At 46.1% G+C, this 18,862-nt stretch carries 21 protein-coding genes; 17 read left to right on the forward strand and 4 right to left on the reverse strand.

Annotated elements, in window-relative coordinates; genetic code table 11:
* A partial coding sequence (locus ACHBGV_RS06535; RefSeq protein ID WP_394735925.1) for an IS110 family transposase occupies window positions 1-504 on the reverse strand: 504 nt, incomplete at its 3' end.
* A gap of 613 nt (window positions 505-1,117) precedes the next feature.
* On the opposite strand from ACHBGV_RS06535, the gene ACHBGV_RS06540 reads away from it, so the two are divergent.
* The 5 genes from ACHBGV_RS06540 (at window position 1,118) to ACHBGV_RS06560 (ending at window position 4,924) form a co-directional block, all read left to right on the forward strand.
* Complete coding sequence (locus ACHBGV_RS06540; protein ID WP_105161178.1) at window positions 1,118-1,417, forward strand: lipopolysaccharide assembly protein LapA domain-containing protein; 300 nt, start codon at window positions 1,118-1,120, stop codon at window positions 1,415-1,417.
* A gap of 70 nt (window positions 1,418-1,487) precedes the next feature.
* Window positions 1,488-1,856, forward strand: a complete 369-nt coding sequence (locus tag ACHBGV_RS06545) for a glyoxalase (RefSeq protein WP_394735926.1) — start codon at window positions 1,488-1,490, stop codon at window positions 1,854-1,856.
* Between the two features lie 231 nt (window positions 1,857-2,087).
* The gene (locus ACHBGV_RS06550) at window positions 2,088-2,744 is read left to right on the forward strand and encodes a CBS domain-containing protein (protein ID WP_167784989.1); all 657 of its coding nucleotides are present in this window, start codon (window positions 2,088-2,090) and stop codon (window positions 2,742-2,744) included.
* Between the two features lie 91 nt (window positions 2,745-2,835).
* The gene (locus ACHBGV_RS06555) at window positions 2,836-3,657 is read left to right on the forward strand and encodes a hypothetical protein (protein ID WP_170238517.1); all 822 of its coding nucleotides are present in this window, start codon (window positions 2,836-2,838) and stop codon (window positions 3,655-3,657) included.
* Between the two features lies 1 nt (window position 3,658).
* Window positions 3,659-4,924: a toxic anion resistance protein gene (locus ACHBGV_RS06560; protein ID WP_394735927.1), complete on the forward strand. Its 1,266-nt coding sequence runs from the start codon at window positions 3,659-3,661 to the stop codon at window positions 4,922-4,924.
* Window positions 4,925-4,969: 45 nt separating this feature from the next.
* Here ACHBGV_RS06560 and ACHBGV_RS06565 read toward each other — a convergent pair whose 3' ends face one another.
* Window positions 4,970-5,449, reverse strand: a complete 480-nt coding sequence (locus ACHBGV_RS06565; protein ID WP_257117854.1) for an 8-oxo-dGTP diphosphatase — start codon at window positions 5,447-5,449, stop codon at window positions 4,970-4,972.
* A gap of 109 nt (window positions 5,450-5,558) precedes the next feature.
* Here ACHBGV_RS06565 and folE point away from each other — a divergent pair, with 109 nt between their 5' ends.
* Genes folE through ACHBGV_RS06590 form a run of 5 tightly spaced genes read left to right on the forward strand, consistent with a single transcriptional unit; the run spans window position 5,559 to window position 9,132 of the window.
* Window positions 5,559-6,119: a GTP cyclohydrolase I FolE gene (gene folE, locus ACHBGV_RS06570; RefSeq protein ID WP_105122760.1), complete on the forward strand. Its 561-nt coding sequence runs from the start codon at window positions 5,559-5,561 to the stop codon at window positions 6,117-6,119.
* Window positions 6,120-6,127: 8 nt separating this feature from the next.
* A complete protein-coding gene (gene folP, locus ACHBGV_RS06575; protein WP_394735928.1) occupies window positions 6,128-6,940 on the forward strand; it encodes a dihydropteroate synthase in 813 nt (270 codons plus the stop codon).
* Window positions 6,933-7,295, forward strand: a complete 363-nt coding sequence (gene folB, locus ACHBGV_RS06580; RefSeq protein WP_105122762.1) for a dihydroneopterin aldolase — start codon at window positions 6,933-6,935, stop codon at window positions 7,293-7,295. Before folP ends, folB begins: the two co-directional genes overlap by 8 nt.
* Window positions 7,292-7,780: a 2-amino-4-hydroxy-6-hydroxymethyldihydropteridine diphosphokinase gene (folK, locus tag ACHBGV_RS06585; RefSeq protein WP_172096182.1), complete on the forward strand. Its 489-nt coding sequence runs from the start codon at window positions 7,292-7,294 to the stop codon at window positions 7,778-7,780. The genes folB and folK overlap by 4 nt, the downstream gene beginning before the upstream one ends.
* 41 nt (window positions 7,781-7,821) lie before the next feature.
* On the forward strand, window positions 7,822-9,132 hold the full coding sequence (locus ACHBGV_RS06590; protein WP_257104334.1) for a GntP family permease: 1,311 nt from the start codon (window positions 7,822-7,824) through the stop codon (window positions 9,130-9,132).
* 107 nt (window positions 9,133-9,239) lie between these two features.
* Here ACHBGV_RS06590 and ACHBGV_RS06595 read toward each other — a convergent pair whose 3' ends face one another.
* Window positions 9,240-10,391 carry a cobalamin-independent methionine synthase II family protein gene (locus ACHBGV_RS06595; protein ID WP_172067052.1) on the reverse strand — a complete coding sequence of 384 codons (1,152 nt, stop codon included), beginning with the start codon at window positions 10,389-10,391 and terminating at the stop codon, window positions 9,240-9,242.
* A gap of 200 nt (window positions 10,392-10,591) precedes the next feature.
* Between ACHBGV_RS06595 and ACHBGV_RS06600 the strand changes: the two genes are divergently transcribed.
* Entirely contained in the window at window positions 10,592-11,758 is a 1,167-nt protein-coding gene (locus tag ACHBGV_RS06600; RefSeq protein ID WP_394735929.1) for an MFS transporter, read from the forward strand.
* A gap of 86 nt (window positions 11,759-11,844) precedes the next feature.
* On the opposite strand, the gene ACHBGV_RS06605 is transcribed toward ACHBGV_RS06600, so the two are convergent.
* Window positions 11,845-12,015 carry a DUF3042 family protein gene (locus ACHBGV_RS06605; protein ID WP_105122767.1) on the reverse strand — a complete coding sequence of 57 codons (171 nt, stop codon included), beginning with the start codon at window positions 12,013-12,015 and terminating at the stop codon, window positions 11,845-11,847.
* A 68-nt stretch (window positions 12,016-12,083) separates the two neighbouring features.
* On the opposite strand from ACHBGV_RS06605, the gene miaA reads away from it, so the two are divergent.
* The 6 genes from miaA to ACHBGV_RS06635 all read left to right on the forward strand — a co-directional run bounded on the left by miaA (window position 12,084) and on the right by ACHBGV_RS06635 (window position 18,850).
* Window positions 12,084-12,968 carry a tRNA (adenosine(37)-N6)-dimethylallyltransferase MiaA gene (gene miaA / locus ACHBGV_RS06610; protein WP_394735930.1) on the forward strand — a complete coding sequence of 295 codons (885 nt, stop codon included), beginning with the start codon at window positions 12,084-12,086 and terminating at the stop codon, window positions 12,966-12,968.
* Complete coding sequence (gene hflX, locus ACHBGV_RS06615) at window positions 12,961-14,202, forward strand: GTPase HflX (protein ID WP_394735931.1); 1,242 nt, start codon at window positions 12,961-12,963, stop codon at window positions 14,200-14,202. The genes miaA and hflX overlap by 8 nt, the downstream gene beginning before the upstream one ends.
* Window positions 14,195-14,824, forward strand: a complete 630-nt coding sequence (locus tag ACHBGV_RS06620; protein ID WP_394735932.1) for a cystathionine beta-lyase — start codon at window positions 14,195-14,197, stop codon at window positions 14,822-14,824. Before hflX ends, ACHBGV_RS06620 begins: the two co-directional genes overlap by 8 nt.
* A gap of 10 nt (window positions 14,825-14,834) precedes the next feature.
* Window positions 14,835-15,764 (forward strand): ribonuclease Z, encoded by a 930-nt coding sequence (rnz, locus tag ACHBGV_RS06625; protein WP_105110466.1) that lies wholly within the window; start codon window positions 14,835-14,837, stop codon window positions 15,762-15,764.
* Window positions 15,761-16,516, forward strand: a complete 756-nt coding sequence (locus tag ACHBGV_RS06630) for an SDR family NAD(P)-dependent oxidoreductase (RefSeq protein ID WP_172096174.1) — start codon at window positions 15,761-15,763, stop codon at window positions 16,514-16,516. The genes rnz and ACHBGV_RS06630 overlap by 4 nt, the downstream gene beginning before the upstream one ends.
* Window positions 16,517-16,660: 144 nt before the next feature.
* Window positions 16,661-18,850, forward strand: a complete 2,190-nt coding sequence (locus ACHBGV_RS06635) for a copper-translocating P-type ATPase (RefSeq protein ID WP_394735933.1) — start codon at window positions 16,661-16,663, stop codon at window positions 18,848-18,850.
* The last annotated feature ends 12 nt before the right edge of the window (window positions 18,851-18,862 follow it).

Raw genomic sequence — 18,862 nt, forward strand, 5'->3', positions numbered from 1 at the left:
TTGTTCCCCAGTTGGCGTTGACAAGATAGTTTCCAATTCAGGGAAAGTGACCTGTAAGACCTTGTGCAGACGATTTTTAGCTCGAACGATGTCCTCGGTCAGATTCTGATAGAAACGGCTGAGATCCCGCAAGTTTTGGTAGACTTCTTTTTGGACATACGTCGTTTTACGATTCAGTACAAACTGAGATTGAGCTAGTTTTTCGGCGTCAATTTGATCTGTTTTTCTCACACGCAAGCTATCCAGTTGCTTCTTGGCTTCTAAGGGATTGAGTCGTGTATAAGCGTAGCCATGTTCATCCAGAAAAGTTTGAAGACGACGAGAATAGACGCCTGTTGCTTCAAAGATGATTTCTGGCTTGTGGACGGTTTTCAAATCGCCAAGTAGCCGAGAAAAGCCAATGGCATCATTGGACATGGTATAGCCATGAACTTTCTCGCCGTTAACTAGAATGGCTACTTCTGAACTTACTTTACTCACGTCAATCCCAAATACTACTCGCATGATATTACCTCTTTGTCTTGAATGATTCCTTGTTTTAGTGATGTCATTTTCAATACTCGACGTCTGGCGTCCCACATACTTTGATAACATTCTTTCTAAAACAGGTGTCTTGCCAGTTTTTGTTGCGACGTCTAGCGTCAAAAAGCCCTACGACTTAACAAGACACCTCTACTTTATCATAAAGAAAAAGTAGTGAGTACTTTCTCCCGTCGGAGATTTCCTCACTACTAATCTTAGTATGTTTTTGTGTCTTCTTAGTTTTGAGAGTTTAAAAATTGTATCCTATTTACAAATATCAAACTAAAAACTTGTTGCAAAAATTATAATGAGGATATATACTTATATCAAGAGGTAGCGTTGCTTATGTTGGATGATAAAACTATGATTGTTTACTGATATTTTGTCATAGGTTCCTCCTTATTTTTCAGGGAATAGTTTCTTTGGAAAATGAAAAAAATTGAGAATAGGCAGGTGTTTCATTTGATTCATCTGCCTGTTTATATGTAAAAAAATAAAGCAGTAATTTCTGAAAATATTCCTATACAATTCCCAATCCCCCTTCCTTGTCACGATTCCTGTTTTATGATAGACTGACAGATGAAAGAGGTGCTATATGAAGAAAAAACTATCCCTAATCGGCTTACTGGTTATTATCGTTCTGACGGTGGTCTTGTCTTTGGCTAACCAACAGGTTGTCAAGGTCAATTATATCTTTGGTTATTTCCGTCTGCCCTTGATTTTGGTCATTCTCGGCTCTGTATTTCTTGGCTTGGTCATCCAATATTTGCTTGGAATGGCAAAAAATATGGGCTTGAAGAGCGAGATTAAGAGTCTGAAAAAGCAGGCGCGTGAGCAGGCTGAGTTGGAAGAAGCGAGACTGGCCCAGGCAGCCGACAAATCGCTAGAAGGTTAGGAATTCATTCTTGCAATTTGAACCATATCTTGCTATGATTAGCAGTATCGTTTTAGAAAGAGGATAACAGATGTTTAATAAAGAATTGGGCCTCATGCTCTATGTGGATGATGTGGCGGCAGAAAAAAGTTTTTGGTCAGCGGCAGGTTTTGTCATTGAAAATGAAGCGGAGATGATGGGCTTTGAGACCTTTGACATGAAGTCTCATGCGGATGCGACGACTACGATTACGGTTTATGCCAAGGAATTTATCGCTCAAGTATCGCCAGAGGTGTTGGACAATGTACCGAGCGTCTTGTTTGAAACATCCGATATTGCAGGCCTTCAGGAGTGCATCGCTGGTTTGACAGATACCTGCAGCCCAGTCAATGAACAGCCCTTCCCTAACTTTAACTTTGCCTGCCCAAGCGGGATCTATTTCGCAGTTAAGGGTGTATAATTTTAGAACCTGTACTCACAATTCGGCACCTGAGCTAAGGCAAGTTTCGTTCGTTTTTTCTCGAAATACAGTCAGTATTCCATCAAAAAACTTAAAGTGCCTTACTTGTGAATCTAGTTTCTAACAAATCAGTGGTCGTTGATCACTGATTTTCATTTCTTTTCATAAGATATTGAAATCGTTTTCGTTTTTTGCTATAATAGGAGTAGAAAATATCGAGGAGGAAGTTCCATGTCCGTTAAAGATTTTATGACCCGTAAGGTTGTTTACATTTCACCAGATACAACGATCGCCCATGCTGCAGACATCATGCGTGAGCAGGATTTGCACCGCTTGCCGGTCATTGAAAATGATAAATTGGTCGGTTTGGTGACAGAAGGTACCATAGCAGAAGCTAGTCCGTCAAAGGCGACCAGCCTGTCTATCTACGAGATGAACTACCTGCTCAACAAGACCAAGGTCAAGGATGTCATGATTAAGGACGTCATCACAATTTCAGGCTATGCCAGCTTGGAGGATGCAGTCTACCTCATGTATAAAAACAAGGTGGGCATCCTGCCGGTTGTGGACAATGGTCAGCTCTACGGTGTCATCACAGACCGCGATATCTTTGCTGCCTTCCTCCACGTTTCAGGCTATGGAGAAGAGGGCGTGCGGGCTCGTTTCCTAGTTGAAAATAAGGCTGGTGAGCTTGCGAAGATTATCAAGATTATTTCTGACAAGGGCTACAATATCATTAGCACCGTTCAATTACAGACTAAAAAAGGCAATGTGGTTATCGAGGTTCAAATCGAAGGCCGCATCGCTGTAGAGGAATTGGAGAACCTGTTTGCCACCTCTGGCATTTCCATTGACAGCATCCAAGCAACCCAGGCCAAGGCCTTCTAAAAAGTTGGGGAAACCCGGCTTTTTTCTTTGGTAAATTTTTCATAGATGAGGAGGAATATGATATAATATAATGGAAAAATGAGGAAAACGTATGGGTAAAAAACGCTATAAAAAAGATGATGGTTGGGGCTCTATCCTTGCCCTGTTCATTGTCTTGGGGATTTTGATAAATTTTTGGTATATTATTTTGCCTCTGGGACTGGTTTATCTCTATGTGAAGAATCGTCCTGCGGTTCATCGTATGCTTAACCGTTCATCTATCCAGCGCTTGGAAAATCTGGTATGGTCTATCAGTGCGGGATTTTCCAAGCACCAGCAGCTCTTGGCTGAAAATGGGGAGGACAAGGCGGTTCTGCAATTGCGGGGACGCTTGCTGGCAGAACTCTTTGAGCTGGACCAAGTCTATCAAAAGGTTGGTAAGTACCTAGATGCCTATAAGAGTAAGGAAGTTGTGGACACCCTCCAGCTCAAGTATCAGCTCAAACTTCCTGAAAAGTCAGCGGAGCCTGTCAAGGAGGCAGAGCCTTTCGTTCAAGCCAAGCAGGAGCTGACGGAGCAGGAGTGGATTGCGGACCTGACGCCGGAAATTCTTGAGACCTACTGCAATATCCAACGGGATCATCTAGTTATTTTAGAGAAATTAGAGGCGACAACGGATAAGAAGGAAGAGCTGACGGCCATTCATGAGGCCAATATGCAGCGTTTCCAGGATATTTTGCAGGGGTATATGAAAATCAAGCAGTCTCCCAAGGATTATTTCAATGCGGAAGAACGTTTGGCCCAGGCAAAATCTGCCATGGAGACCTTTGATAGTGACTTGGATAATACCATTCGCCAGTTTAACGAAGCCGATATGCAGGATTTTGAAGTCAGCCTGCGTATGATGAAACGTGACAAGAAAGTAGAGGAATAAGATGTCAGGATTTAATTTTGATATAGATGCCATTGCCAGCAACGGCTTGAACCAGAAGGACAAGACAACGGAAATCATCCAGGCTACGCCCATTGGTGACAGTCAGAAAGTATCCTTCCTTGCCCAATTGACACCTGAACAGCAGGCCGGGATTCAGGCCAAGGCACCGCAGTTGGTGGATAATTTTGTATCTAACCAGAACGCCCTCCTGGACTTTGGCAAGGAGGCGGTTGAGGAGGTCAATGCAACGGTCAACCACATCTTGAGTGAGCAGAAGAAGATTGAAATTCCGCAGGTGGATGAGCTTTTGGCCAATACCAACCGTGAACTTAACGGCTTTGTGGCCAAGTATAAGGACATTTCAAGCACTGCTGAATTGGAGAAGAAGCCTGGTTTCTTCCAGCGTCTTTTCAAGCAGACCAAGAACGACTTGCAGGAATTTTACTTCGATTCCCAGACCATCGAAAAGAAAATGGACACTATGGCAGCCAGCGTGGTCAAGCAGGAAGAAGTTCTCTCGCGCAATATCGTTTCTGCCGAGCTCTTGATTGAAAACAATACCAAGTCTATCGAGAATCTGGTCGGTGTCATTGCCTTTATCGAGGCGACAGGTCAAGAGGCCGCTCAGCGAGCAAGAGCAGAGCAGGAAAGACTGGCTAGCCTGGTTCCGACCACTGTTGACTATCAGGTAGCCTCTGAAAAGCTGGCGCGGATCACAGAAGTGGCCAATATTTTGGAGCAGCAGCATTCTGAATATCTGAGCCGTCTCTATGTGGCCTGGACAACGACACCGCAGATGCGGAATCTGGTCAAGGTATCGTCCGATATGAAACAGCGTTTAGGCATGCTCCGTCGCAATACCATTCCGACCATGAAGTTATCCATCGCCCAGTTAGGTATTTTGCAACAGTCCATAAAGTCCAGCCAGACGGCTGATGCCATCGTCAATGCCAATAATGCTGCTCTTCAGATGCTGGCAGAAACGTCTAAGGAAGCCATTCCGATGATGGAACGCACAGCTCAAAATCCGACCCTAGCTGTTCAGTCGGTGACAAAATTGGCTGAAAGTCTAGTAGCCCAGAACAACGGCATCATCGCCGCTATTGATGAAGGGCGTCGGAAACGCCGTGAGTTGGAGGCGGCTATTATCCACTCAGCTGAGACCATCAACGATTCCGTCAAACTGCGTGACCAGAAGATTATTGCAGCCCTCCTTGATGAAGGCAAGCGGGCTCAATCTCAAGCAGAGCAACCAGTATCAGAATAACTTAAAACCTGCAGGTCAGCTGACTTGCAGGTTTTAAGATGTTTATCACTCATAAAAATCCACTGAGTAGTCTAGTAAGTTATCTCCGTCATAGCGGAAACAGGCGGAGAAGAAGGGCTTGTTTTCTAAGAGCCATTCTTGGAAATGCCGATCGCCTTCCCAGGTGGGCTTGGATAGGACCTGGTCATAGGGTACCCACTCCAAATCTCCTTCGTTACAGTCGATTAGGTTGCCTTCAAACTCGGTAATCTTGAAGACATAGGTGTACCAATCCATATTGGGGGTGAAGTCAGGGAAGGTAATAATGCCTTTCAGAGCCAACTTGGTGGCCGTAAGGCCTGTCTCTTCCAAGACTTCACGGGTTGCGCAGGCCTGAGGGGTCTCACCGGCTTCTAATTTTCCGCCGACGCCAATCCACTTGCCGCGATGCACATCATTTTCTTTCTTGTTGCGGTGAAGTAATAAAAATTCCTTGCCATTGTCAATATAGCAAATCGTCGCTAACTGGACGGGTTTCTTGGTCATGTGGCGCTCTCCTTACAATTCTTTGTTTTATTATATCACAAAGGGGAGTAAGACTTTTCCTAGGAGCCTTTTTAGGGTATAATAAGAACATTAAACAAGGGGATGTATTATGTCAAAGCAAGAGAAAATTGAACAAACCATTTACCAATTGTTGGAATTATTGGGCGAGGACCCTAACCGTGAGGGACTACTGGATACGCCTAAGCGTGTGGCCAAGATGTACCAGGAGATGTTTTCTGGTCTCAATGAAGCCCCTAAGGATCAGTTTACGGCGGTCTTTTCGGAGGGGCATGAGGAAGTGGTCTTGGTCAAGGATATTCCCTTTCACTCCATGTGTGAGCATCATTTGGTGCCTTTTTATGGGGTGGCACATGTGGCCTATCTACCTAGCAAGGGTCGTGTGACAGGCCTCAGCAAATTGGCGCGTGCGGTGGAAGTGGCTAGTCGCCGTCCACAATTGCAGGAGCGCTTGACTCACCAGGTAGCCCATGCCCTTCAGGACGCCTTGGAGCCAGAAGGCGTCTACGTTATGGTGGAGGCGGAACACATGTGTATGGGTATGCGTGGTGTTCGCAAGCCAGGCAGCAAGACAGTGACCACAGTTGCTCTTGGAAAATACAAGGAAGATGCTGTTTTGCGTCGCGAATTGCTGTCCATGATTCACAAATAGGAGGTGCTATGTCGATTGACAACTTACACCAGCAAGTGTCCATCATGGGCATTCTCAATGTCACGCCGGATTCTTTTTCTGACGGTGGAAAATTTAATGAAGTAGAGGCTGCCCTAGCGCAGGCTGAAGAGCTTTTGGCAGCAGGTGCCCAGGTCATCGATGTCGGTGGCGAGTCTACCCGACCGGGGGCGGAATTTGTTTCCCAAGAGGAGGAAATCGCCCGTGTGGTACCGATTATTCGTGCTATAAAGGAGCGTTTTGACTGCCTGGTTTCTATCGACACCTATAAGACTGGGACAGCCCGTGCGGCTCTGGAGGCTGGTGCAGACATTCTCAATGATGTCTGGGCAGGTCACTATGACGGAGAAATGCTGGCCCTGGCAGCGGAGTATCAGGTACCCATTATCCTCATGCACAATCAAACAGAGGAAGTCTACGAGGATATTGTGCAAGAAGTGCGAGATTTTCTAGCGGAGCGGGCTCAGGCAGCCCTAGCAGCTGGTATTTCGGCTGACAAGATTTGGCTGGATCCTGGGTTTGGATTTGCCAAAAATGCCCAGCACAATCTGGATCTTCTCCAAGGCTTGGAGCAGATTACTGGGCTTGGTTATCCAGTTCTTTTTGGGATTTCCCGTAAGCGGGTGGTTGACCATCTTTTGGGTGGCAATACCTTGGCAGCTGACCGGGATCAGGCAACGGCAGCCCTGTCTGCTTGGGCTATTTCCAAGGGCTGTAAAATGGTCCGAGTCCACAATGTCCAAGCCAATCGAGATCTGGTTACTGTCTGGGACCAATTAGTGAATGGGAGCAAGAATGGATAAGATTTCACTCAAACAATGCAAATTTTATGGCTACCACGGCGCCTTCAAGGAAGAGCAGACCCTGGGGCAAATTTTTACGGTGGACTGCGATTTGTTTCTGGATTTAACCGCTGCCTCTTTGTCGGACAATTTGGAAGATACAGTTCATTATGGCCTTGTTTTCGAGGCTATGAAAAAAGTGGTCGAAGGCAAACCCTATATTCTGATTGAAAAAGTGGCAGGGCTGATTTGTCAGGAGATTTTTGACCAATTTCCCAAAGTAGAGAAGATCAGGCTGGCCATCCACAAGGAAAATCCGCCTATCGCTGGCCACTATGATTCAGTTGGTATTGAGTTGGAGCGTGAACGCCCATGAAATACACAGCTTATCTGAGCATTGGTGGCAATATGGGGGACCGTGAGGCCTATTTGCAGGCTGCCTTGGAGAGTTTGGATAATCATCCTGCCTGTCAGCTGGGAGCCATATCGGCTCTTTATGAGACACCAGCTTGGGGCAAGACGGACCAGGCTGACTTTCTCAATCTAGCCTGTCGGGTCTTTACGGATTTGGAGCCTCTGGCATTTTTGGAAATCTGTCAAAAAATCGAACTGGACTTGGACCGTGTTCGTATTGAAAAATGGGGACAGAGGACCATTGACCTGGATATTATTTTCTGGGAGCAGGAAATCATCCAGTCCGAACGGCTGACGGTGCCCCATCCCTATGCCCATGAGCGGGCCTTTGTCCTACAGCCTCTGGCTGATATTGCGGCTGATTATGTCCATCCAATTCTAGGGCAGACAGTGGTCCAGTTGCTGGCAAAGGTTCAAGGGAAAGAGGACATTCGGCAGTATAGGTAAAAATCAGAGGGAGCAATCCCTCTTTTCATTAAAGGAGAACTATGATAATTTTAGGAGTAGTAGGGGTATTTTTGGCGATTGTGGCCATTATTTATTGGACCACAAAGAATCTAAACGTGATGGTTGCGGCCCCCTTGGCGAGCTTGATCGTGGCTTTGACCAATCAAATGCCTATTTTAGAGACCATGTTGGGCAAGGAGCAGTCATATATGACTGGCCTGGCTGGTTTTTTAATCAATAACTTTGCGATTTTTATGCTTGGCTCCATACTGGCCAAGTATATGGAAGCAAGTGGTGCTACCCAGACCATTGCCAATAGTATTTTGCGAGTGGTTGGTAAGGAAAGTCCTTATAAGGTATTGCTAGCTATTGTCCTGATTGCCTCCTTGTTGACCTATGGGGGTGTCAGCCTTTTTGTGGTTATTTTCACCCTCTTACCCTTGTCGAGACCGCTCTTTAAGGAGCTGAATATCAATTGGGAACTATTTCCAATTCCAGTTTTTTTAGGTGTCAGCACCCTGACCATGTCCAGTTTGCCAGGGACGCCGTCCATTCATAATGCGGTTCCAACCAAGGTTTTGGGGACGACTTTGACCGCCGCACCGCTCTTGAGCCTGGTTTCAAGCTTAATTTTAGTCGTTTTTGGTTTGACCTATATGCGGTTTGCCTTGAAGAAAAGTATGGCGAGAAATGAGGGGTATACTGAGCGTGATGAGGAAATTGTGACTACAGATAACGCAAATCTTCCTAATATAGTTTTGGCAAGCCTGCCCATGTTGAGCTTGGTTGCAACTATTTACATCTTTCAGAAAACGCCTTATATCTTGGTTGTGGGGCTAACGGTGGCCATACTGGCGTCAGGTCTTCTCTTCCGTAAGAATCTGGTCAATCAGCAAACTCTCTTAAATGAAGGGACAACGGCATCTGTTCTACCTGCATTTGTGACTTCTAGCACAGTGGCTTTCGGAACGGTCTTGGCCATGTCCTCAGGCTTCTTGCTTATCCAAGACTGGATTGGACAGATTTCTGGTTCGCCCCTGATTAGTCTTTCGGTGTCGACTGCCCTAATCGGTGGTATCATTGGCTCTTCGTCTGGTGCGGTAGGGATTGCTGCCAGCAATTTCTTGCCTGCCTACCTTGATTCGGGTATCGATCCCCAGGTCTTGCACAGGGTGACGGTTATTGCCTCGGCGGTGCTGACAGTTGTTCCCCAATCGGGAGTTATGATTACCTTCCATAATCTGGCCAAATTGAGCATGAAGCGGGGCTTGAAGCATTCCTTTATCGTTGTCAATATCGGTCATCTGCTGGCCCTGATTGCGGTTTTGATTTTGGCACAATTACTTTATTAGATAGACAAACAACCCTGTAGCTTGAGTTTCAGGGTCGTTTTGTGAGTCAGGCGATTTTGAACATGAGAAAACCACCAGCAATGCTGATGGCTCCTTGATTTACTTCTTTATTCAGCCCAGAATTTGGCTGCAATGTCTTGACCTTGTTTGATTTTCGCCCATTGTTGTGGGATAGCAAGCTCATTGCCAGAGTCACATGATGCAAAACCGCACTGATGTGACAGGTAGAGGCGTTCTTTTGGAATGATTTTGCTGGCCTCTTCGAGGAGTTTGTAAACACGCTCTTCGTCGTCGAGTTCAGAAGTCTTACTTGAAAGCAGACCCAGAACAATTTCGACATCCGAATCTTTCAAGCTTTCCAAAGCTTTCAAATCGCCGGCACGCTCATCATCCCATTCCAGGAAGAAACGGCTGTAACGCTGGTTTTTCAAGAATTTCTCAGCGATAGCCTCGTAAGTGCCACCAGCTGCAGAGCGGCTTTCATAGTTACCACGGCAGTTGTGGGTCCAGACTGTCAAGCCAATTTCATGACCGTAGTCAGCAACGGCATTATTGATAGCGATAAATTCATCTGCAAGAGCAGCCAATGCTTCTGGGTCATCCTGCGGCAAGAATGGCACAGGATTTGATGGGTCGAAGAGTTCCCAGAGACAGTCGTCAAATTGAACAATCTGACCACCAGCAGCCTTATACTGGTCCAAGAATTCCTTGTAGGCAGCAATGAGGCCTTCTTTCAAGTCTTCACGGGTCTTGTAGACTTGATCTGGTCCAACCTGACCGTTGAAAATAATCAATTCATTGAAGGCATGAGCTGGTCCGTAGATAGTCTGCTTGGTTGTCGTGTCCCCAGCCAATTCTTGTACTTGCTTGTAAATATCGATGAAGTGGTGATTTTTAGAAGAAAGTGGAGCAGTAATGCGAAGACCGATGTCCTTACGAGTTTCATAAGGCTGGCCATCGTGGTCTTTAAATGGATAGCCGTGATCAGCAATGTAACGCTCGATACCCTCAAAGCCCCAGAGGAAGTCCAGGTGCCACATAGAGCGACCAAATTCGCCATCAGTCACGATGTCGAGACCATTTTCTTTTTGTTCCGCAACGATTTTCTCGATGAGCTCAGTTTCAGTCTCCTTGTAGCCGTCGAAGGCATCGTAAAATGGGTACTTGATGTCATCACGCGCTTCGATTTGGCGCTTGTATTCCCCAAGGGCTGAAGGGCGGAGGAGGGAGCCAACTAGTAGGAATCTTGATTGTGTCATGTTATATTTTCTCGCTTTCGTTTGGTATGTTTGTATTCTAACGCAAATTTTCCCATTTGAAAAATAGTTATTTAATGTGAAATGATATAGCTTGAAACTATAACCAGAAATAAAACAGAATAACTTTCTATCATTTGTCAAGTATGGTATAATCATAAATGCTGAAATCCGAACGTTAGAGAAAGGACAACTATCACGATATGAAAAAACAATCGCTATTTATGGTAGCTGGCATTATTATGCTGGGTGTGGTTATGCGGGCTCCCTTTACAGCCCTGCCTGCCATTTTGACGGACATCGCGGCTGGCTTGGGGGTACAAGTCAGCTCGCTGGGGGTTCTGACCTCTATTCCGCTGATTATGTTTGCCCTCTGCTCATCCTTGGCACCGCGCTTGGCTGGCAAGCTAGGCTTGGAAAAGTTGATGGCGCTGGTGCTCTTCATCATGACTATTGGCTCAGGAATGCGGGCCAGCGGTCTAGTGGGCTTGTTTGCAGGAACCGTTTTGCTGGGCGGGACCATTGCCTTTATCAATGTCCTGCTGCCAAGTATTGTGACAGCCAATTTTCCTAAGAAAATCGGGCTTTATACCACTATTTATGTGACCCTGATGGGGGTGGCTGGAACTACGGCTTCTATGGCGGCAGTACCTGTGGTTACGGCGACTTCATGGCAGACCTTTATCTATCTGGTCACGGCCGTAATCTTTTTGGCTCTTTTGATTTGGCTGCCAAATGTCCGCCACAATCATCGTTTTGAAAGTAATCAGGAAAAGTCATCTGGTCAATCCCTTTGGAAAAATAAGGCTGCACTTGCCTTTCTGATTTTCGGTGGTCTCCAGTCGGTGCTCTTCTATACAGAGATTACCTGGCTCCCAACCATTGCTCAGTCCATTGGTTTTAGCAAGGTTGAGGCTGGTTTCATGTCCGGCATGTACAATCTCATGGCCATTCCCATGTCTATGGTGACACCGGCTATTCTTTCTCGTCAGACCAAGGATGGGCGTAGGTGGATAATGTTAATCATCTCCGCTGTTTCTCTAGTAGGTCTCGCTCTCATGGCCTTAGCGCCTGTAAATATTGCCATTTGGACCGCCATTCATTTGATTTTGAGCTTTACCAATGGTGCATTGTTCCCTTATATGATGCTGGGCTTTACCTTGAAAACCAGCAACCCACAGGCGACTGCCCAATTATCCGGTATGGTGCAGACGGGCGGCTATCTGATTGCTGCCTTTGGTCCAGGTCTCCTGGGCTATAGTTTTCCAGTATTTGGGTCATGGCTACCGCTGATTTTGGCACTAGCAGTGGTGACCCTGGTCATGATGTGGACCATTGTCTTGATTGAGAAGAAAGAGATTATTTTGTAGGAAAATGCTGAAGTCAACAGTCCGTTTTGGGCTGTTTTTATGTTGCTGCCAAAAGAAAAAAGCTGGACGTTTCATCCAACTTTTCCTTAACGTGACACGCGACGGCGTGCTGCTTTTTTACGATTTTCTTCAATGAAGGCTTCTTTCTTTTCTTCTGGTTCGATAATTGTTTTATGAACGGTGAAGATAGCACCTGCTGCCACAGCAACGGTAGAAAGAACGCCTGTCAAGAAACCTTTGCCAAAACCTTTAGCCATAGTGAATTCTCCTTTACTTGTGTTATAATAGATTTTAGCGAAAAAACAAAAAATTTTCAAGGAAAAAGATGAAAACTAAGGTAATTGTGGTCTTGGGACCGACAGCGGTGGGAAAAACAGCGCTGGGAATTGAACTGGCCAAGCGATATAAGGGCGAAATTATCAGCGGAGACAGCCAACAGGTCTACCGCAAGCTGGATATTGGGACAGCCAAGGCCAGTCCAGAGGAGCAGGCGGCAGCAGTTCATCATTTGATTGATGTCCGGGATGTGACCGATGGTTATTCGGCTTATGAATTTGTAGCAGAAGCCAAGGCCCTGATTGCTGACATTAAAAGTCGTGGCAAGTTGCCTGTTATCGTTGGTGGTACGGGACTTTACATCCAAAGTCTGTTAGAAGGCTACCATCTGGGCGGGCAGGTTGACCAGGAGCAAGTTCTTACTTATCGGGCGGAACTCGACTGCTTGTCTGACGAGGATTTGGAAACAATGGCAGAGCAGGCAGGTTTGACGGTCGAGGGAAACAGCCGACGGAGAATGATTCGTGGGTTAGAGTTGAAAAAATTTGGCAAAAACTTAGAAAATACAGAGTCAGAATATGAGCCTCTTTACATCTGCCTGACGGATGACAGACAGGTTCTATACGACCGCATCAATCAGCGCGTGGATAAGATGATGGCGGCGGGCTTGTTGGATGAAGTCAGCTGGCTCTTCAAAGAGCATCCCCAAGCCCAAGCTGCTATGGGAATTGGCTACAAGGAGTTTTTCCCATACTTAGCAGGTCAAATCAGCCTAGAAGAAGCTGTTGATAAGGTCAAGCAAAATAGCCGCCGCTTTGCCAAACGCCAATTGACTTGGTTCAGAAATCGGATGCAGGTCCCCTTTTATTCAGTAGGCGAGCCAGATTACAAGTCGCAGATTTTCAGCACCGTGGAGGAATTTTTAGATGATTGAAACCCAGAAAGAACAAGAACGCGCCCTCCTGGTCGGAGTGGAATTGCAGCAGACAGATAATTTTGACATGTCCATGGAAGAGTTGGCTAGCCTGGCTAAAACAGCTGGCGCTCTGGTCAAGGGTGTTTATACCCAGAAACGGGAAAAATACGACAGCAAGACTTTTGTCGGCTCAGGGAAACTAGAAGAAATTGCTCAGATGGTCGAAGCTGATGAGATTGATACCGTCATCGTTAACAATCGATTAACTCCTCGTCAGAATGTCAATCTGGAAGAGATTTTAGGTGTCAAAGTCATTGACCGTATGCAGCTGATCTTGGATATTTTTGCCATGCGGGCGCGGAGCCACGAAGGAAAACTGCAGGTCCACCTGGCCCAGCTCAAGTATATGTTGCCTCGTTTGGTGGGTCAGGGGATTATGCTCAGCCGTCAGGCAGGGGGAATCGGCTCTCGTGGACCAGGTGAAAGCCAGTTGGAGCTTAACCGTCGAAGCATTCGCAACCAGATTCACGACATCGAACGCCAACTCAAAACGGTGGAGAAAAACCGAGCGACTGTCCGTGAACGTCGTCTGCAATCAGGTGTCTTTAAGATTGGTTTGATTGGCTATACTAATGCTGGCAAGTCTACTATCATGAATGCCATGACGGATAAGCGACAGTATGAGGCAGATGAACTTTTTGCCACACTTGATGCCACGACCAAGCAGATTAACTTGGCGGACAAATTTAATGTGACCTTGACCGACACGGTTGGTTTCATTCAGGACCTGCCGACTGAGTTGATTTCTGCCTTCAAATCCACCTTGGAAGAGTCCATGAATGTGGACCTCTTGCTCCATGTCATCGACGCCTCTGACCCTAATCATGCCGAGCAGGAGCAGGTGGTCTTGGACCTTCTCAAGGACTTGGACATGTTGGACATTCCCCGTCTAGCTCTCTATAACAAGCTGGACAAGACCGATGACAGCTTTACCCCTAGTCAGTTTCCGCATGTCATGCTGTCCGCTAAGGATGAAAATGCCAAAGGTCATATCCAGATGATGGTCTTGGCTAAGATTAAGACCATGTTTGAACGGTTTGAGGTCAGGGTGCCACTTGCTGAATCTTATAAATTGCATGATTTAGCAACTCTGGCTCTGATAGAAAATCGGACCTACGAAGAGGATGTGGAAGTGGTATCAGGCTATATCGCTTCCAGCAATAAATGGAAGTTGGAAGAATTTTATGATTGATTATCTTGATTTGGCCTTACAATACGGTGGCTTCACCAGTCTGGACAAGGTCTATCTGGCTCGAAAATTGGCAGGATTGACCGACCAGCAGAAATTGGATTTTATCACGCCACCGCCGTCGGTCATCAATGCCTATTTTGCAGAAATCTACCAGAAACAAGGAGCAGAAGAGGCGACGGACTACTATCTGACTTTATCTCAGCAGCTGAGCCTTTTTCCAAAAGAACCTAGCTTTGCGGAAGAAAAGCCCTTTGTCCGCTTGAATTTATCAGGCAAGGCTTTCGGTTTTGCCTATGTGGATGGGACTGGACTGGCGCAGGTCTTTGCCGAGCAGGACGTTGAGGTTGCAGAGAATTTGCTGTTTGAGATTGCGCAAATTTTCCCTCACTATGTAGTCTTTGAGCAAGCAGGCAAGGTGTGGATGAAAGGCAATGATTTTGATGAGACTATCTTGATGGCAGAAGAGACAGAATTTCTTCTGACGGATGTGTCTGTTAGCGACCAATTTGTCAAAATAAGTGGTCTCAATCAAGAAGAAGTCCTGCAAGCGGCAGAAAAGTATGACGGTCAACGGTATGTTGCTTGGTCGGGTCGCTCTGCAATTTTATATATAAAACATTAGAAAGTAAACAATGCAAATTCAATTTTTAGGTACGGGGGCGGGTCAGCCCTCCAAGGCAAGAAACGTGTCCAGCTTGGCCTTGAAACTCTTGGACGAAATCAATGAGGTCTGGCTCTTTGATTGTGGCGAAGGAACGCAAAATCAAATCCTTGAAACAACCATTCGTCCGCGCAAGGTGGCTAAGATTTTCATTACTCACCTGCATGGCGATCATATTTTTGGTTTGCCCGGGTTCTTGTCCAGCCGTTCTTTCCAGTCTAGTGAGGAGCAGACGGATATTGAAATTTATGGTCCGACGGGCATTCGTTCCTTTGTCTTGGCCAGTCTGAAAGTGTCAGGTTCCCGCTTGCCTTACCGCATTCATTTTCATGAGTTTGACGTAGAGACAGTTGGCAAGGTTCTTGAGACGGACAAATTTACGGTATTCGCAGACAAGCTGGATCACACGGTGCCATGTGTCGGCTACCGCGTCATGCAAAAAGATTTGGAGGGAACGCTGGATGCGGATGCTCTCCGTGCGGCCGGTGTACCCTTTGGTCCCCTCTTTGGAAAAATCAAAAATGGCGAGAATATTACCCTAGAGGACGGTCGTGAAATCATTGCCAGTGATTATCTATCGCCACCACGTCCGGGTAAGGTTGTGACAATCTTGGGAGACACACGCAAATGCCATACCAGTGTGCGACTTGCGGTCAATGCGGATGTCTTGGTCCATGAGGCGACCTATGGTAAGGGCGATGAAAAGATGGCGCGTCGGCATGGACATTCAACCAATATGGAGGCGGCAGAAGTGGCGCGTGAGGCGGGAGCCAAGCGACTTTTGCTCAATCATATCAGTCCGCGTTTCTTGGCCAAGGATGTTAGTCAGCTACGACGCGATGCTAAGACCATTTTTGAAGAAGTTCATGTGGTCAAGGACTTGGAGGAAATTGAACTATGAGAACCATTTTGATAACAGGCGCATCAGGTGGTTTGGTGCAGGAAATGGTTCCCCTCTTGGCAGATGATTTTCTGATTCTGCTGGGTCGCGACGTGGACAAAATCGAACAACTCTACGCCTATCATGAGAAAAAGGCTGTGTTTGATGTGGATATTCGTGACGAGGCGATTCTGACAGCTTTCTTTGAGGAGCTAGATAGCCAGTATGGGCAGATTGATATTCTGGTTAATAATGCTGGCTATGCGATTTACGATGATTTTGAGAATTTCTCTAGCCAGCAGGTCCAAGCTATGTTTGACATCAATACCTTTGCCCTCATGACTCTATGTCGGCTGGTTGGCAAGCGGATGAAGGCTAGAAAGTCTGGTCAGATCATCAATATTGTCTCCATGTCTGGTCTAGTAGCAACGGCCAAATCATCCGTTTATTCAGCAACCAAGTTTGCTGCTATTGGTTTTTCAAATACGATACGGCTAGAGTTAGCTAAGTATGGCGTTGCGGTGACGACAGTCAATCCAGGTCCTATTGCGACAGGCTTTTTTGACCAAGCGGATCCAGATGGATCCTATCAAGAGAGTGTCAAGGCCTTTCTCCTACAACCCGATTACGTTGCCAAGAAAATTGTCGCGGCTATGGGAACCAAGAAACGTGAGGTCAACCTGCCTTGGTCACTAGCTCTCGCTCATAAACTTTATACCCTTTTTCCATGCCTGTCGGATTACTTAGCTAGTACTGTTTTTAATTTGAAATGAGCAGATTTTGATAAACTGTATAACCTAGTTGGGTTCACTCCCATTCTAGGTTTTTTTGATCTAATCGGTTGACATTTTTTGACTACAAGTGTAAACTACATTTGTAAATCGATTACAAATGTAGACAGAAATAGGAGTTATCTTATGAACCATTCAAAAGAAAATAAGCAGGAACACCAACATATGATGCATTCTGAGGAAGTTGGTCAGACCAGCCATCATTCTCATCAGCAGGAGCATCCTCATGAAGAGGGGGTTCACGCCAATCATCATTCTGACCATCACGCCCATCACGACCATCATCATGTAGGGGGCTCTGACGTCAGTCATCATTCTCATCATTCTCATCATACTCATGATGCTCATCAGCATCACCAAGGGCATGACCATGACATGATGGAGCATGGTGGGCACATGATGCACATGGGGGATATGAATACAAAACTCAAAGTCGCAGTGGCAGTCATGATTCCCCTACTTGCCATTTCCCCAATTGCAGGTTTCACTCTTTTACGTTTTCCGGGTGTTGAACTTGTCCAGCTGATATTAGGTTCTTTTATCTTCTTCTACTCAGGAACACCTTTCTTTAACGGAGCTAGAGGGGAGTTGCAAGCTAAAAAACCTGCAATGATGACCCTGATTTCCATGGGGATTATTGTTTCCTATCTTTACTCCGTTTATGCAACAATTTTAGCGCTATTGGGACAAGAAAGCATGAACTTTTGGTTTGAGTTGTCTACGCTGATTGTCATTATGCTGATTGGGCATATCATTGAGATGAAGGCAGTTATGGGAGCAGGCGATGCCCTGAAAGACTTGGCCACTCTCATTCCGAAAAAAGCCCATCTCAAGGATGGGACAGATGTTGCGGTAGAGGACTTGCAGATTGGGGATTTCCTCTTAGTCAAGGAAAATGAAAAAATTCCGGCCGATGGTAAGATTTTGAGTGTTGCTCATATTGATGAATCCATGATTACTGGGGAATCTCGAGCTGTCAAAAAAGAGGCGGGGGATAGGGTATTCGGTGGTTCGCTCAATCAAAACATGCCCTTTGAAATGGTAGTGACCACTCTTGGTAAGGACAGCTTTTTGGCGGAGGTGACCGAAATGGTCCGTCAAGCGCAAAACCAGAAATCCAAGCTTGAAAATATGGCTGACCGCGTAGCCTCTTGGCTCTTCTATGCAGCTTTAATTGTGGGGATTTTGGCCTTTATTTATTGGACCATGACGGCTAATCTTGCCTTTGCCTTGATGATGGCAGTTTCTGTTTTTGTCATTGCCTGTCCGCATGCCCTTGGTTTAGCCATCCCTCTTGTTGTGGCGCGATTGACCACGATTTCTTCAAAAAATGGTCTTTTGGTTCAGAACCGAACAGCTCTTGAACAGGTTAACCAGATTCGGTTTGCCTTGATGGATAAGACCGGAACCTTGACCGACGGAAAATTTCAAGTTCGCCACAGTCAAGATTTGGTTCAGGGAGCAGATACGCTGGCCAAAATGGCAGCGTTAGAAGTTCTTTCAACCCACCCAATTGCCCTTTCGATTGTGGAGGCGGCAGGTCCACTTTTCTATCAAGCAGAACGAGTTGAGAATATCCCTGGTAGTGGGATTCGAGGCGTCTTGGATGGAAGGATTTATGAAATTATGTCCTACAAAGGTCTGCAGGAAATAGGTTTGTCAGTGGATCAGGACGTGATTGCACCTTATCTTGATTTGGGCCTTACTTTGAGTTTTTTGGTGGCTGATCGTGTAGTCTTGGGATTTGTAGCCTTGGGAGACCAGATAAAAGAAGATGCTAAAGATTTTGTAGAAGGCTTGAAAGCGCAGGGCATTAGTCCTGTGATGTTGACGGGAGATAACCCAGCTACTGCGCAAAAAGTGGCCAGTCAGTTGGGCATAGAAGATTACCGAGCTGAACTTAAACCAGAGGATAAGGCGAAGCTGGTCAAGGACTATCAGGCGCGTGGGGCAGTTCTTTTCATCGGCGATGGGGTCAATGATTCGCCTGCTCTAGCGACGGCAGATTTAGGCTTTGCCATTGGCGCAGGGACCTCTGTTGCCATCCACTCTGCAGATGTAGTCTTGGTTCAATCCAATCCATCAGCGGTCTTGGATATGTTGAGCATTGCCAAGACAACCATCAGCAAAATGAGGCAAAATCTCTGGTTTGGGGCAGGTTACAACATCATCGCCATTCCTTTAGCTGCTGGAATCCTTTATCCAAGCATGGGTATTATGGTGGATCCTTTATTGGCGGCCGTGCTCATGAGTCTATCAACGGTTATTGTCGCTATCAATGCTATGGGTTTACGTTACAAAGGTGACAGAGAGTAGCTTGATACAGCC

The organism is Streptococcus sp. A34 (assembly GCF_043674115.1).
In the GTDB taxonomy this organism is placed as follows: Bacteria; Bacillota; Bacilli; order Lactobacillales; family Streptococcaceae; genus Streptococcus; species Streptococcus suis_V.

What these genes read in the sequence shown, in the direction of transcription:
- ACHBGV_RS06540 (WP_105161178.1), top strand. Translation starts at nt 1,118, where the DNA reads ATGAAGAAAAAACTATCCCTAATCGGCTTACTGGTTATTATCGTTCTG.
- ACHBGV_RS06545 (WP_394735926.1), top strand. Translation starts at nt 1,488, where the DNA reads ATGTTTAATAAAGAATTGGGCCTCATGCTCTATGTGGATGATGTGGCG.
- ACHBGV_RS06550 (WP_167784989.1), top strand. Translation starts at nt 2,088, where the DNA reads ATGTCCGTTAAAGATTTTATGACCCGTAAGGTTGTTTACATTTCACCA.
- ACHBGV_RS06555 (WP_170238517.1), top strand. Translation starts at nt 2,836, where the DNA reads ATGGGTAAAAAACGCTATAAAAAAGATGATGGTTGGGGCTCTATCCTT.
- ACHBGV_RS06560 (WP_394735927.1), top strand. Translation starts at nt 3,659, where the DNA reads ATGTCAGGATTTAATTTTGATATAGATGCCATTGCCAGCAACGGCTTG.
- ACHBGV_RS06565 (WP_257117854.1), bottom strand. Translation starts at nt 5,449, where the DNA reads ATGACCAAGAAACCCGTCCAGTTAGCGACGATTTGCTATATTGACAAT.
- folE (WP_105122760.1), top strand. Translation starts at nt 5,559, where the DNA reads ATGTCAAAGCAAGAGAAAATTGAACAAACCATTTACCAATTGTTGGAA.
- folP (WP_394735928.1), top strand. Translation starts at nt 6,128, where the DNA reads ATGTCGATTGACAACTTACACCAGCAAGTGTCCATCATGGGCATTCTC.
- folB (WP_105122762.1), top strand. Translation starts at nt 6,933, where the DNA reads ATGGATAAGATTTCACTCAAACAATGCAAATTTTATGGCTACCACGGC.
- folK (WP_172096182.1), top strand. Translation starts at nt 7,292, where the DNA reads ATGAAATACACAGCTTATCTGAGCATTGGTGGCAATATGGGGGACCGT.
- ACHBGV_RS06590 (WP_257104334.1), top strand. Translation starts at nt 7,822, where the DNA reads ATGATAATTTTAGGAGTAGTAGGGGTATTTTTGGCGATTGTGGCCATT.
- ACHBGV_RS06595 (WP_172067052.1), bottom strand. Translation starts at nt 10,391, where the DNA reads ATGACACAATCAAGATTCCTACTAGTTGGCTCCCTCCTCCGCCCTTCA.
- ACHBGV_RS06600 (WP_394735929.1), top strand. Translation starts at nt 10,592, where the DNA reads ATGAAAAAACAATCGCTATTTATGGTAGCTGGCATTATTATGCTGGGT.
- ACHBGV_RS06605 (WP_105122767.1), bottom strand. Translation starts at nt 12,015, where the DNA reads ATGGCTAAAGGTTTTGGCAAAGGTTTCTTGACAGGCGTTCTTTCTACC.
- miaA (WP_394735930.1), top strand. Translation starts at nt 12,084, where the DNA reads ATGAAAACTAAGGTAATTGTGGTCTTGGGACCGACAGCGGTGGGAAAA.
- hflX (WP_394735931.1), top strand. Translation starts at nt 12,961, where the DNA reads ATGATTGAAACCCAGAAAGAACAAGAACGCGCCCTCCTGGTCGGAGTG.
- ACHBGV_RS06620 (WP_394735932.1), top strand. Translation starts at nt 14,195, where the DNA reads ATGATTGATTATCTTGATTTGGCCTTACAATACGGTGGCTTCACCAGT.
- rnz (WP_105110466.1), top strand. Translation starts at nt 14,835, where the DNA reads ATGCAAATTCAATTTTTAGGTACGGGGGCGGGTCAGCCCTCCAAGGCA.
- ACHBGV_RS06630 (WP_172096174.1), top strand. Translation starts at nt 15,761, where the DNA reads ATGAGAACCATTTTGATAACAGGCGCATCAGGTGGTTTGGTGCAGGAA.
- ACHBGV_RS06635 (WP_394735933.1), top strand. Translation starts at nt 16,661, where the DNA reads ATGAACCATTCAAAAGAAAATAAGCAGGAACACCAACATATGATGCAT.